The sequence below is a fragment of the Myroides sp. C4067 genome, assembly GCF_038039665.1.
GTDB classification, from domain to species: Bacteria; Bacteroidota; Bacteroidia; order Flavobacteriales; family Flavobacteriaceae; genus Flavobacterium; species Flavobacterium odoratimimum.
Genome location: NZ_JBBPHJ010000034.1, coordinates 1 through 14,107 on the forward strand (window position 1 = coordinate 1; position 14,107 = coordinate 14,107).

11 protein-coding genes and 1 tRNA gene are annotated in these 14,107 nt (G+C 29.9%); 7 read left to right on the plus strand and 5 right to left on the minus strand.

What is annotated here, in order from left to right; translation table 11 throughout:
- The first annotated feature begins 137 nt into the window (after window positions 1-137).
- Window positions 138-211, plus strand: a tRNA-Arg gene (locus AABL87_RS16180).
- Window positions 212-251: 40 nt separating this feature from the next.
- Here the strand turns inward: AABL87_RS16180 and AABL87_RS16185 are convergent.
- A complete protein-coding gene (locus AABL87_RS16185) occupies window positions 252-731 on the minus strand; it encodes a GNAT family N-acetyltransferase (RefSeq protein WP_006261645.1) in 480 nt (159 codons plus the stop codon).
- A gap of 988 nt (window positions 732-1,719) precedes the next feature.
- Between AABL87_RS16185 and AABL87_RS16190 the strand changes: the two genes are divergently transcribed.
- On the plus strand, window positions 1,720-3,657 hold the full coding sequence (locus AABL87_RS16190; protein WP_341277597.1) for a tetratricopeptide repeat-containing sensor histidine kinase: 1,938 nt from the start codon (window positions 1,720-1,722) through the stop codon (window positions 3,655-3,657).
- A 128-nt stretch (window positions 3,658-3,785) separates the two neighbouring features.
- Here AABL87_RS16190 and AABL87_RS16195 read toward each other — a convergent pair whose 3' ends face one another.
- Window positions 3,786-4,010 (minus strand): hypothetical protein, encoded by a 225-nt coding sequence (locus AABL87_RS16195; protein WP_341277598.1) that lies wholly within the window; start codon window positions 4,008-4,010, stop codon window positions 3,786-3,788.
- Between the two features lie 151 nt (window positions 4,011-4,161).
- Between AABL87_RS16195 and AABL87_RS16200 the strand changes: the two genes are divergently transcribed.
- The 4 genes from AABL87_RS16200 (at window position 4,162) to AABL87_RS16215 (ending at window position 9,627) form a co-directional block, all read left to right on the plus strand.
- On the plus strand, window positions 4,162-4,806 hold the full coding sequence (locus AABL87_RS16200; RefSeq protein ID WP_006264127.1) for a response regulator: 645 nt from the start codon (window positions 4,162-4,164) through the stop codon (window positions 4,804-4,806).
- A 296-nt stretch (window positions 4,807-5,102) separates the two neighbouring features.
- Complete coding sequence (locus AABL87_RS16205) at window positions 5,103-6,092, plus strand: ornithine cyclodeaminase family protein (RefSeq protein ID WP_006264128.1); 990 nt, start codon at window positions 5,103-5,105, stop codon at window positions 6,090-6,092.
- A 366-nt stretch (window positions 6,093-6,458) separates the two neighbouring features.
- Entirely contained in the window at window positions 6,459-7,916 is a 1,458-nt protein-coding gene (locus AABL87_RS16210) for a ligand-binding sensor domain-containing protein (protein WP_341277599.1), read from the plus strand.
- Between the two features lie 247 nt (window positions 7,917-8,163).
- Entirely contained in the window at window positions 8,164-9,627 is a 1,464-nt protein-coding gene (locus AABL87_RS16215; RefSeq protein WP_341277600.1) for a two-component regulator propeller domain-containing protein, read from the plus strand.
- Window positions 9,628-10,079: 452 nt separating this feature from the next.
- On the opposite strand, the gene AABL87_RS16220 is transcribed toward AABL87_RS16215, so the two are convergent.
- The gene (locus AABL87_RS16220; protein ID WP_341277611.1) at window positions 10,080-10,943 is read right to left on the minus strand and encodes an IS3 family transposase; all 864 of its coding nucleotides are present in this window, start codon (window positions 10,941-10,943) and stop codon (window positions 10,080-10,082) included.
- 14 nt (window positions 10,944-10,957) lie between these two features.
- Window positions 10,958-11,224, minus strand: a complete 267-nt coding sequence (locus AABL87_RS16225) for a transposase (RefSeq protein ID WP_006261795.1) — start codon at window positions 11,222-11,224, stop codon at window positions 10,958-10,960.
- 190 nt (window positions 11,225-11,414) lie between these two features.
- Here AABL87_RS16225 and AABL87_RS16230 point away from each other — a divergent pair, with 190 nt between their 5' ends.
- Window positions 11,415-12,140, plus strand: coding sequence for a hypothetical protein (locus tag AABL87_RS16230; protein WP_341277601.1), 726 nt, complete (start codon window positions 11,415-11,417; stop codon window positions 12,138-12,140).
- 741 nt (window positions 12,141-12,881) lie between these two features.
- Here AABL87_RS16230 and AABL87_RS16235 read toward each other — a convergent pair.
- On the minus strand, window positions 12,882-13,856 hold the full coding sequence (locus AABL87_RS16235) for a 3-oxoacyl-[acyl-carrier-protein] synthase III C-terminal domain-containing protein (RefSeq protein WP_341277602.1): 975 nt from the start codon (window positions 13,854-13,856) through the stop codon (window positions 12,882-12,884).
- Window positions 13,857-14,107: the final 251 nt, after the last annotated feature.

Consider the following 14,107-nt stretch of genomic DNA (forward strand, 5'->3'; position numbering starts at 1 on the left):
TAGAGCAACTGCCTTCTAAGCAGTAGGTCTCAGGTTCGAATCCTGATTGGATCACTAAAACACTTCTAAGTTAAGGAGTTTTTATCCTAAACTATCAATTTAGATAGATAATTTTAATCTATTTTATAAGATTAAATGGTCCAATAGCTCAGCTGGATAGAGCAACTGCCTTCTAAGCAGTAGGTCTCAGGTTCGAATCCTGATTGGATCACTAAAAAAAGCCCTTGTTAGAAATAACAAGGGCTTTTTATTTATATACTCATTTTTAGCATAACCATATCGCAGAGCTGAATACCGTTTTCTATAATTGACTCATCATAATTCTCTAGAAAGAAATCTTTCTTTACACCATACTTCACAAAGCCATTGCGTTCATAAAATCGTATTTGACCTACTCCACAGTCTGCTGTACCCACTATGATCTGACAATACCCTCCTACTCTTGCAAGTCGAATAACCTCTTTAATCAATAGACTCCCTATCCCCTTGCCTTGAAGCTCAGCAGACACAGCTATATTCTTAAGTTCTACAACCTCATGATCTATATGGTAAAGACAGAAAACTGCTAAATCATGACTTCCCTCTCTTAGGACATAGACATCACTATCGAATACATACTTATCTATCGCCTGAACGGTCTCATCCGCTAATAATAGTAAAGAATAAGGCAATACTTGTTTATCCTCAATTAACTCAATCTTATATTGCGGGTATACTTCTTCTAAATACATATTCTGATTTTTTTGCTCTTGATACTAAACCAAGATCCCCCTCAACCAAACACTTTGTGTATAGTTGACTCTAAATATTACAACTGTAGTTTTCTGTTTAAGAGGAACCTTAGACTAGAGACAAATATACTATTAATTACGAAGTGTAATCAGATATCTCCTGTAGTAAATAAGTAAAGAATATAGCCTTAGCGGCTATCATAATTAAAAAGATACAAAGTATACTTTTCATCGATGAAGAAAAATAAAGTCACTCCCTATATTAGGTAGTAGACTTAGATGGTTATATTAAAATAGTATACCATACAATCTATTTCAATATTTGTCCCCACAATTACCATCTTCGTCTTTTAGTGACTTTATAGTATACAATATAGTTAGCTACTTATTCTTATCTGCCCTTGTATCTGGAAACAACAATTGGTCAAACAGTCAATAAAATAAACTACTAAACATTGTATCATTCTTCATGTTATATAGTAATTCTCATAACGCTTTTCTAACTTTGTGTATTTGCTTAGCATTTACAGGTACAAATATAGTGGTGTTCTTGCTTATACCTTCTATCGTCAGCCATACTTTAAGAAAGTATAAGTTTAAAACTTTAAAAATGTTAACAAAACACTAATTACAGGAGCCTTTCACACTCAATAACAACGCATTAAAAACTAGAATCCGACATCTTAACTCAATTCCTTTACTCCATTTTCACTATACAGTTTCAGTAGATAAACAAGTTTTAGTCAATCCTCCATCTAATACCTTCTGTATCCTACTTCATAGTTGTGATGTACATATTTTTATTCTACTTTTACTACAACTAGAGTTGCCTTCATCATACTAGTCAAATCTAAATCTTTTTAAAATTCTAACCATGTATTCTGCCTCTTCCTTATTAGCATTACTTGACACTCTTACCCAATACTGTAAGCGAATATCTGTAAGACACTATGCAAAATACATCTTGTGTAGCCTGCTAATTATAAGCATGTTTGGTTGTCAAAAAACAGCAGTTAAAACAAATCACCTTAGCAATCAAAAAGTATTAGATAATATCGAATCCAATGATAAATCACTAATAGAAAATCAGCACACATTAGACTCTTTATTTACAATCACTAAAAGCATAAATCCCAAAAGCTCACAACTGATCGATATTGCTTCTAAGGCTTATAACCTAGAGCTATATGATCAATACTTTAGATATTCTAAGGAAATCAATAAAATAGCAACTAAGAACAATGACTCCCTAGTAGTAGCTAAATCATTATGGTATATCGGAGATTACTACGATTATAAAATGCAATTAGATAGTGCATACATATACTTTGACCAAGCAGAACAGATTTATCAAAACACTAACTCTCATATAGAAGTAGCTAAAATGCTACAATATAAATCTATAGTCTTATTTAGAGAAGGATTATACAATGAAGCTGAAAACAAAGCATTAGAAGCATTAGAAATCTTAGACAAAAAACCTAAAAGTAGACTTCTATATGAGATCTATTTAAACCTAGGAAATATCTTAGACCTAAATCAACAGCCCAATGAAGCACTTCTTTATTACTCAGAGGCTATCCATATATTAGAAGGTCTTTATAAGAAAAATCTTATAACATTAGACGATTTACAAATATCTAAAGCATTCTGTTATAATAATATTGGTAATCTTTATCTAAATCAACAAGCATTTCTAAACGCTGAAACTTATTTAAATTACTCCCATAATATCTTCTTAGAACACAATATAAATCATGAATTTTCAGCTATTGTACTCACAAATTTAGGAACCCTATACACTAATCTAAATAAACTAAATGATGCAGAAAAAATATTAAAAAAATCACTTCAGATAAGTATAGAGACTCCTTATAAACAGAGTTTAACTGCCAACAATTTTAGATTAGGTGAATTATTTTTAAAAAAGAAAGACACCCTTCAAGCAATAGAGTACTATAAAAAAGCGTACAGCCTTTCTAGTGAAACACAATCCAATAATACTATTTTAAAAAGCTTAAAAGCACTTAGTTTAACCGACAAACAAGACGCTACCAAATACATTAGTCTGTATTATGCTTTTAATGATAGTATCAATAAATTACAAATCAGTAAGAGAAACAAATTTGCGAGAATTAAATACGAAAGCGAAAAATTAGAAAAGAATATCGTCAACCTAAAAAAGGAGAATTCCCAACTACTGATAACTTCTATTATTATTGTACTATTGGCGATTATTCTCTTATTCATTATTCTATATAGAAATAAAATCAAAAAGTACACCTTCTTAAAACAAGATCAAGAAAATAAAGAACTTATATTCAAGCTACTACTAGAGCAGGAACAGTTGTCTCAAGATGTCTTAACGAAAGAGCGAGAAAGGATTAGTCAGGAGCTACATGATGGGATCATTAACTCTCTATTTATCATCCGCTTAAGTTTAGGCAATTCTAAAGACAACCTTCCCATACTTGATGAAATAGAAAAAGTACAGAATCAAATCAGACTAATCTCTCATGACCTGAAAAATCACGAATTTATCCAACAAGGGTTCTCTGAAATCATCTCCAAACTAGTGGTCCAAAACAGTACCAACCAACAGAAGTTTCAGCTTATCATATCCAAAAACTATAAATGGGACAAGGTTAGCTATGATGATAAAATAAATATCTATAGAATATTACAAGAAGCAATACAGAATGTCATCAAACACTCTCAAGCTAAAAACTGTATTATCTCTATCTTTAAAACAGAGACTAGTGATAGAATAACCATCACAGATGACGGAATAGGGTTTAACTATTCTAAAGTTAAAAATAGCAATGGACTCAAAAACATCAGCAATAGAGCGAAACAGCTCCACGCCTCCCTAGAAGTCAATTCGACAACTCAAGGAACTGTAATTATCATCAATATACCTCATTAAAAAAGAGGTTATCACATAGATAACCTCTTTTTAAAAAAATCGAAATAAATTCGATGACATCGTATATACAGATGGAATAAATCTATGACATCTTTAATCTTTTAGACTAACTAATTCAGATGTATATACTATTTCTTTCCTTTATCAATAACCTTATCAATATTATCCGCACTTTCCATTTCTTGTCCAAATGATCTTGTCTGGATAGAATCTCTTACTGTACTAAACTCCCCTCCTTTAAATGAGTCTGAAGCATTTAGAGGTTTACTTTCTTTCTCTAAAGGATCAACACTACATGAGTAAACTGTTAAACTCAAGATAGCAGCACAAGCATAAATAATTTTTTTGTTCATATTATTTTCTTTTGTTATTCTTCTTCTATACTTTTACTTTATATGACAAGCAGTGTACCATACTACACTCCTTTTTTACATCCTTTCAAAAATACAAATGAGTTTTTCAATCTAGTGACTTGAAAAACTTCAAAAATGTTAATTTTTATAAATGAAGCTATCTTACAAATTCCTTATCATAGATGATCACCCAATGATTATCAATGGCTATAAAGCTATTATCCAAAGCAAATATGAGACACCTGTCTTCTATGAGGCTACTAATATAGAAGATGCCATAACGCTGGTGGATAGCATAGAAAAAGTAGACTTTTTATTACTAGATTACAATATAGGTAAGCCCTATAATGATATAGAAAATGGAATAGACTTAGCTAAGTTCTTAGCTGAGAAATATGATGGGATAAAAATACTAGTGATTACTGCACACGAGGAGATTACGATTGTTTATAATATCCATAAAAAAGTAAGACCTCACGCTTTATTGATAAAATCAGATGTAAATACAGATGAACTAATCCTAGCAATAGAAAACACAATAAAGGGAAATATCTATAGGTCTAGCAAAGCACAACAAGCTCTAATCTCTATGAATCAGCGCGCAGTCTTACTACAAGAAGACAACATCCAAATCTTAATGTTATTAGATAAAGGGTACAAGGTTCAAGAAATACCAGCATTAATACATAAAAGCCTAAGCTCTGTACAACGCAATATCGGGTTATTAAAAGAGGTATTTAATGTAACAGAAAATAGTGGTCTACTAAGAGAGGCTAAGAAACAAGGATTTATATAATAATCTAATTCTCAAGACCAATCTTTTAAATAAAATAGGAATCACCATAAAGTGGTTCCTTTTTGTTAGGTTAATATATAAGCTTCTGTAAAACTCAGGCAGTTCTCATTTAATTAACTCTAAAGAAAACTGTCAAATAAAAAAATTTGGTTATCCTTTCTGGTTTTTATAAATTGAAACCTCAATCATACATAGAAAGCATTCTGTTTTCTATAAAACAATAAAACTCATTTTATAAAGAACTTTTAATAAGAGAAGTCTTTATAACCTATTTTTTTAAACAAAAAACATAAAGTATGAATACCATAAAAGTATTAAACTCAGAAGACATAAAACAATTGGTTTCTATAGAAGAAGCAATAGAAACGGTTGTGGATGCTTATGTTGAACTATCTAATAATACAGCTGAGATGCCTGAGCGAGTAATAACAGGTCTGGGCAATGACTATCTAGATATCTTTTTTAAACCATCGTTAATTTCCAATATCAATACAGCAGGTGTAAAACTCTTAAGCATACGCAAACAAGGTGGTGTGAATGGTCACCCTGCTATACAAGGGCTAGTTATATTAATTGATTCAGAAAACAACCTTACTCAAGCAATAGTGGATGGTTCTCATCTTACTGCCTTAAGAACAGGAGGCGCTTCTGGTGTAGCAACTCGTTACTTAGCTAGAAAAGACTCTTCTATAATGGCACTTTTTGGAGCTGGAGCACAAGCGTATACACAATTCGAAGCTGTATGTGCAGAAAGACCTATTAAAAAAGCATATCTATTTGGTAGTTCTAAGAACAGTAAGTCCGTTCAAACATTCATCGAATACTACAAAGACAAATCTGATGTAGAGATTATAGCTGCAGATGATTTAGAGGTACTTGCTAATGTAGATATTATTTGTACAGTTACCCCTTCTGCAACGCCTTTATTTAAAACTTCTCATCTCAAAAAAGGAGTACATATCAACGCGGCTGGATCCTATAGCCCAACTATGCATGAGTTACCTGAAGATATCTTTATGAATAGTTCTTTGTTTGTAGATCACAAAGATTCTTGTTTTTCTTCAACTGCTGATATCCTTGTGCCGCTACAAAAAGCATTATTACCAGAGGAGAATTATAAAGGAGAAATTGGAGATTTAATCCTAGGTAAAATTCAAGGAAGAACAAATGACTCTGAGATAACAGTCTTTAAAAATGTTGGTATCGCAATCCAAGATTTAATTACCGCTAAATATGCCTATGACAAGGCTTGTAGAGAAAACTTAGGTACTTCTATAGTAATGTAAGAAAGATTTCTTTCTAGAATTTAAATTATCTAATTATAAGTATATAACTAAGTGTTTTTTCATTACTTAGTTCATCTTAAACAAGTGTATAAAAGACGTCTTATCAATATCGATAAGGCGTTTTTTCAATTACATTTTGGCTTCATCTGGTGGCATTCCACCCATAACTTAGAAAAATCTCTTTTGCGAATGCCATCTACCATAATTCTATTGTAAACAAACCTTAGGTCATCTCAAAGAAGCCTTAGAAGTTACTTAAATAACTATTAGGTTCTTTTAAGAAAGATTTTCTTCATACCTTATATTTACTAGATTTGCGAGTAAGTATAAGGTATTCTTATTTACACAAAAAATGACTAATCAACAATGAAAAAAATACTATTATTCTCTTTACTCCTAATTGGAATTAATACATATGGACAGTATTTGTACCCGGTAAAAGTAGAAAACTGTAAAATAGATAGATTCTGCCTTGACTGTGGTGATACATTAGCGGGGTATGATCAAAAAGCTTTTACGAAACTTGAACAAGAGCTAAACAAAGAATTAGATCTTAATAAGCTTACTGGAAGAATAGGATTTCAGGTTTTAATAGCTCCTAATAAAACTGGTTGTGTTATAAGTCACACAGATGAATCAAATAGTACAGTGACAAAAAAAATAATTGAAAAACTAAACAAGTTTAAAAAGTGGACTCCTTCTATAACAGATGGTAAAATAGAACTAAAGACTTCTATAAACGTTGTCTTTGAAATTCAAAACAATACTATATCTGGTGAGATTGTTAGAGTAGATTTTGCTGAATTTGAAAAATCTTTTGATTACCCTACTGATCCAGAAATCTTAAACAACACCTACCAATACAAAAATGAAAGTCTATCTAATTACACCATATCAGTTTGGGATACTAAAAACTCTAACTTACACAATAACAATATAATGAAAATTGCTGTAGACAAATCTGAATTGGTTTGGGTAATATCTTCTTTTGAACTACTAACTTTTAATGGAAAAGACTTTAAAAAAATGCAATACAATGATTCTCTTAATGACCCGGGATATCATCGTATTTTAATAGATACTAATGATATAGTTTGGTTAAATCAAGATAGAGAAATATATTCTATCAAAAACCATAAATGGCAAAAACACCCACTAAATTTATCATATGATAACAGTGTCTATAACATTACAGAAAATCCTAAAAAACAAGAAATTTTCGTAAGCTTTGAAGGTGGATTAGCAATTTATAATAACCAGAGATGGGATTTTCTTCATCAAGAAATATTAAAAAAACTTCCTTCAAATAGAATTAATTTTACACAAAGAGATTCTAATAATAAGTTATGGATAAGCACCTTCAATGGAAGTGTTGTACTTAATAAAAACAATGAATTAGTTAAATTAGAACATCTCACTAGCCTTCTTAAAAATAAATATATTAATTCTATGGATGAGGATCAAAATGGTAATCTGTACTTCTTATTTGGTGAATTTGATATGAAAAAAGATATGCAAGGTCAAAGTGGTGTAATTATTTATTATTTAAATAATACATTTACTCAATTTTCCATAGAAAACTCTGGAATTGCTACTGATAACAGTTTTTCAAAATTACTTTACGACAAAGAAGATGATATTTTATGGATTGCCACTTATAATGCAGGGCTTATTAGGTATGATTTAAAGAAAGACTCTTGGGAGAATTATCACAGCAAAAACTCAATGCTCCCTACCTCTAAAATTACAGATATGGCTTTTGATAAAAACTATAATCTATATTTAGCTACTGACCAAGGCCTTGTTAAATTAGAAAAAAGATAATTTTTATTAGTGATTTGTAGGCTTCATCTGGTGGCATTCCACCCATAACTTAGAAAAATCTCTTTTGCGAATGCCATCTACCATAATTCTATTGTAAACAAACCTTAGGTCATCTCAAAGAAGCTTTAGAAATTACTTAAATAACTATTAGGTTCTTTTAAGAAAGATTTTCTTCATACCTTATATTTACTAGATTTGCGAGTAAATATAAGGTATTCTTATTTATACAAAAAACGACTAATCAACAATGAAAAAAATACTATTGTTATCTTTTCTCTTCTTAGGAATTAATTCATATGGGCAGTATATATACCCTGTAAAAGTAGATAATTGTAAAATAGATAGGTTCTGCCTTGACTGCGGTGATACATTAGCGGGATATGATCAAAAAGCTTTTACAAAACTTGAACAAGAGCTAAACAAAGAGTTAGATCTAAATAAGCTTACCGGAAGAATAGGTTTTCAGGTTTTAGTAGCTCCTAATAAAACTGGTTGTGTTATAAGTCACACAGATGAATCAAATAGTACAGTGACAAAAAAAATAATCAAAAAACTAAACAAGTTTAAAAAGTGGACTCCCTCTATAACAGATGGTAAAATAGAACTAAAGACCTCTATAAACGTTGTCTTTGAAATTCAAAACAATACTATATCTGGTAAGATTGTTAGAGTAGATTTTACTGAATTTGAAAAAAAATATGATCAGCCCACGGCCCCTAAAATATTAAACAAAACCTACCAGTACAAAAATGAAAATCTATCTAATTATACAATATCTGTTTGGGATACTAAAAACTCTAATCTGTTAGATAATGACATCATGGGAGTTGCTGTAGACAATTCTGGATTGGTTTGGTTAATATCCAATTTTGAACTATTAACTTTTAATGGACAAGAATTTAAAGAAATTCAGTATAATGATCCTTTTAAGGATAATAAGTCTGGGTACTCACAAATTTTAATTGATGCGGATAATATAGTTTGGTTATATGGTAATAAACAAATATACTCTATACAAGAGCATAAATGGCAAAAGCACAATACTGGTCTATCCAAAGAAACATATGTTATAACAATGAGTAATAATCCTGTTTCTAAAGAAATTTTTGTCAGCTCACCTGAAGGAGTTGCTATTTATAAAAATCAAAAATGGAATTTTATAAATCAAAGAAAAGTAAAAGAACTTCCTTCAACTAATATATACTTTACACAAAGAGATTCAAATAACAGGCTTTGGATTGGTTCCTCTAGTGGAACTATTGTAATGGATAAGCACAATAAACCAATTCCTTCTGATTCTTTTCCTGCTATCATAAAAAAGAAAACCATTACTGATATGACTGAAGATAACCAAGGAAATCTCTTTCTATCTTTATATGATTTTGAAGCCAAAAAGGAAGAAGAAATATATATGGATTTCATCATATATCATACAAACGGAAGCTATACTGAGTTTACTTTAGAAAACTCTGGACTTACTACTAATAAAGATTTGACAAATACCCTCTATGATAAAGAAGATGATATTCTATGGATTGCCACTTTTAATGCAGGGCTTATTAGGTATGATTTAAAGAAAGACACTTGGGAGAATTATCACAGCAAAAACTCAATGCTCCCTACCTCTAAAATTACAGATATGGCTTTTGATAAAAACTATAATCTATATTTAGCTACTGACCAAGGCCTGGTTAAATTAGAAAAAAGATAATTTTTACTAGTGATTCCATAATCACTAAAAACTTCCTAAACCTAAAAAAAACCTACTCATCTAATTAATAACTCACTTATTTATAAGTGATTAATTTAAATTATTAAATCCGAATAACACTTTTTTAAGAACAAAATAAACTTCGCTTTGATAGGTAATGTTTTGCACTCCGTGATTTTCAGGTCATGGGAATTTAATCAGAGTGCTACTGTAATATTTCCATTATCAGTTTCTCCTGCTTCTCCTTTTGATTCTTTTCCTTCACAAAAAACAATCTCAATATCTTGTTCAGAATTGACAAGTTTGTCAAAATTGCTTTCTTCCTATTTCAATACTTTGTAAAGCTTTTCCAATTTGTCAATCAATACTCAGTGCTTACTCAATATACCCTCCTTAACCAAAATTACCATTTGAGTCATAAATCAGTTGGTCATTTTGTAGGCTTCCCCATTTTAGGACACCTCTAAATTCGATAAATAATTCTTATTATGTTCAGATTTGATGAAGAATTTAAATTCTTCATCAAATCTGGGCTTATATTCTTTAGGCGATTTATTCCCTAATGCTTTATGTGGATGGTTAAAATTGTAATCCTCTCTCCATTTATCAGCCAATCTTTGTAATTGGTAGATATCATTGAAGTAAAAGGCGTCTAATATATCCTCTCTAAAAAATCGATTAAAACGTTCAATATATCCATTTTGCATTGGTTTGCCAGGCTGAGTATATTTAATTTCTATAAAATTCATTTCACACCACTTTACAAAGGTTTTAGAGATAAATTCAGGACCGTTATCACATCTAATGTACTTTGGAGTCCCTATTTCATGTTTTAGGTTTTCTAATGTTTCTATTACCGCCCTTGCAGGATAACTTAATCCAGCTTCGATAGCTATTGCTTCTCTATTACAGTCATCTAATACATTAAAAACTCTTACTTTTCTGCCATCTGTAAGTAAGTCACTCATAAAGTCCATACTCCAACACTCATTGAGCACTTTTGGCGTTTCTAAAGGCTGTTTAACTCTTGTTATTAAACGTTTCTTATGTTTTCTTCTTAGACTTAGTTTCATTAAGCGATAAACGCGTAGAACTCTTTTTCTGTTCCATATAAGTCCTTCTGTGCGTATCTTATGATAGTACTCATCAAAGCCGCGAGTAGGGTATTGTTCTGCTAATTCACTTAGTTTATCAATGACTTCTGTATCATCTTTTTTACTTTGGTAATACCACATTGATCGGCATAGTCCAACTAATGAACAAATACGAACAATGGATAACTTATATTGCTCTAACAGATACTTTACCCTTTCTATTTTATCTGCTGAGCTTAGAACTTTTTTGACAGAATATCTTTGAGCATTTTATTGTCTAAACTAACATCTGCATACATCTGTTTGAGCTTGCGATTCTCTTCTTCAAGTTCTTTTAAACGTTTCAGCTCTTGTTTTTCCATTCCACCATACTTCTTTCTCCAATAGTAAAAAGTGCTCTTATCAATACCTAATTCTCGAGAGATTTCACTTACTGATCTTCCTTGTTCATTTTCTTTGAGAGCTTTAATTATTTGACTCTCACTAAAATTACTTGTTTTCATACTTGACAGTTTTGTTTAAAGTTAATAATTTCGAATTAACAACTGTCCGATTTTTAGGGAAGCCTACAATTTTTTATTTACTCAATCATAAGTGTAAGCTTCCCAAAATATATCTCCAGATTTTTTACCGAATTTAGAGGTGTCCTAAAATAGGAAATCTTACATCTTTTATAATAGATTAATTAATAATATGAAACAATTAAAAATTATCTTTTTTACTTTTTTTACACTTACTACAACTTGTATTTTAGGTAGCGAGAGAGAAGTAAACATGAGTATACAAAAGTCAAATAAACTTGATTTATCTAATAAGAATCTTATAGAAATCCCAAATGATTTATCTTCCTATATTGAAGAATTAGACTTATCTCATAATAATATATCTTATATTGATGCTAAGAAACTTCCTAGTAATTTGAAAAAACTAAATTTATCATATAATAACTTCACATCTATTGATAATATTAAAGAACTTATCGAATTAAATCTTGTAGAACTTGATTTATCTAACAATAGCATTAAAAATGAGTCAACAGCTGGGGTATTAACTTTTTTATTTAGAAGTAAAATTCAGAAGATTAACTTAAGTTATAATGAGTTAAATGGAAGTATATTTATTAATTATTCTAAAAGCAATAAAATACCTGTTTTAAAAGATTTAGATTTATCTAATAATAAGTTAAGCGTAATCACAATACATCGTCCATTGGAGAAGCTTAAGGTAAACAATAACAATTTACTTGGTATTTATTTAGATAGTTCTCTATTAGTGTTTCTTGATATTTCTAATAATAAAGAATTAGGTAGTGTTTTAGGCATGAAAAAGCCTAAACATCAAATTAATATTGTCCATCATAATATTAAAGATAACAAAAAACTTCGGTACTCATCTGCGACTCTTAGTACTATTAATTAAGAATATATTAGTATCAAAATCTACTTGGTTTAATCAAATAACAATCATTGCGGAATTACCTAAAAACACATCATAATGAATTTGATTCTGGTATTTTTCATCAATTAAAACAGTTACCCATTATTCAACAAAATCAGCAATCCTTTCTCTTTAATCTGTTAAATTAAATGAGCTGATTTTGGTGTGAATTATTTTGAAAAAAGTGTTGTAAAAAAACACACAAACAGGGTTAACCCCTTATGAATGCTAGGATCTCATTTATTATATCGGATACTTTTAGTTTTTATTGAAAAAATAACATTTATTACAAGATATGATTCTATCTCATTTTATCCAATTGTTATAAAAGTAATAAAAGAGAGACTTAATTTAAAGAAAGATTTTTGGGAGAATTATCACAGCAAAAATTCAATACTTCCTATCTCTAAAATTACAGATATGGTTTTTAATAAAAATTACAATATATATTTAACTAACAACCAATATCTTATGAATTAATCATATACTCAAATAGCCTCCATAAAGGAGGCTATTATTGGGAATAATCTGTTATTTTAAATCTTACAGAGAGATTGTTGAAAAAAAATTTTGTTGTTTTAATATATAATAAAGATTGATTTAAAAAAAAACTAACTTAAACTATTACACTTGCCCCCTTTATTAAACATAATAGCTAATTAGTAATTTATTATTACAACCTAATTAAATATATAATAATTAAAAGGCTATTCACTCTAGATATTAATATCTCCATAACATTAATCCAGCTTGATATCCTGCTCCTAATGTCCACATCAAAAAGTAATCCCCTTGCTTTAATGGTTTTACTTCTTTTTGATATTGATGTAACGCTAAAAAAGGACTAGATGATCCTGAATAGCCTAGCTCTTTAGAATAAAAAGGAACCTTTTCATCTAGTAAATTATAATACTCTTTTATCTTTTTTATGTTTTTTAAAGACAATTGAGATAATAAGAATAGACTGATATCTTCTATTGTTAATCCATTTTTTGCTAAAAAGCTTTCTATCTTATCCAGTGCAAATTCCACACTTCCACTGCCATCAAATGATGTATCCCACATTGTTAATTCTCCTGGCATAAAACAAGAATGTCCTTTAGGAGGAAATAAAACTGTATCACAAAAACTGCTATCAGTATGATAAAGAACATCTACTAAACCTGAAGGCGTTGTATCTTTTTCTACAATAAAAGCAAATGCTGAATCAGAAAAACAGAAAGCTGTTACAGGATTTTTAGTATCTAAAATATTAGATAGTTTCTCAGAACAAACCACCAGTGCTTTACTTGCCGTTTTACTACTGTTTAAATAATGGGTAACTTGATCTAAAGCAACAAAAGCTCCAATGCAATTAACATTAATATCATAACACATCGTATTATGCTTTGCCTTTAATCCATTATGTATAAAGATTGAATCACAAGGAATTTGATGCTCTGGTGTACAGGTAACAAAAGCTATAATATCTATTTCTTCTATAGAAATACCACTTTGATTTAAGACACCTTTTGCAGCTTCTATTCCCATAGACACTGTGGTTTCTTCTGAATTTTTTGGTACAATAAAACGATTAGTTCTTCCTAAAGCTTCTTGAATCTTGCCCATAGAGACACCCTGTTCCTCAAATTGCTTAATTACATCCTCGTTACTCTCAATATTTGAAGGATGGTAAAAATAAGTATGTACTAATTTCATATTAATATGTTTTCATTTGTTTTATAACTCGTTTTACTTTACTCAAATTATATTTATGACGAATTTCAAAACAACTACGCTCAAACAAGTATCATTTTGTTATACACAAGAGCATTTTAACAAAAAGAACATTAATTATTAGTATTCCTAACAAAAAAGGACACCTAATAAAATATAAGCAACACAATATCATTGATTTAAAAAAACAATATCAACAAACTTTTTAATTAGTACTTAATCTGTTAATGACA

Bases quoted from the DNA above. Each gene is read 5' to 3' on its own strand.
- AABL87_RS16185 (WP_006261645.1), bottom strand. From the start codon at position 731: ATGTATTTAGAAGAAGTATACCCGCAATATAAGATTGAGTTAATTGAG.
- AABL87_RS16190 (WP_341277597.1), top strand. From the start codon at position 1,720: ATGTTTGGTTGTCAAAAAACAGCAGTTAAAACAAATCACCTTAGCAAT.
- AABL87_RS16195 (WP_341277598.1), bottom strand. From the start codon at position 4,010: ATGAACAAAAAAATTATTTATGCTTGTGCTGCTATCTTGAGTTTAACA.
- AABL87_RS16200 (WP_006264127.1), top strand. From the start codon at position 4,162: ATGAAGCTATCTTACAAATTCCTTATCATAGATGATCACCCAATGATT.
- AABL87_RS16205 (WP_006264128.1), top strand. From the start codon at position 5,103: ATGAATACCATAAAAGTATTAAACTCAGAAGACATAAAACAATTGGTT.
- AABL87_RS16210 (WP_341277599.1), top strand. From the start codon at position 6,459: ATGAAAAAAATACTATTATTCTCTTTACTCCTAATTGGAATTAATACA.
- AABL87_RS16215 (WP_341277600.1), top strand. From the start codon at position 8,164: ATGAAAAAAATACTATTGTTATCTTTTCTCTTCTTAGGAATTAATTCA.
- AABL87_RS16225 (WP_006261795.1), bottom strand. From the start codon at position 11,224: ATGAAAACAAGTAATTTTAGTGAGAGTCAAATAATTAAAGCTCTCAAA.
- AABL87_RS16230 (WP_341277601.1), top strand. From the start codon at position 11,415: ATGAAACAATTAAAAATTATCTTTTTTACTTTTTTTACACTTACTACA.
- AABL87_RS16235 (WP_341277602.1), bottom strand. From the start codon at position 13,856: ATGAAATTAGTACATACTTATTTTTACCATCCTTCAAATATTGAGAGT.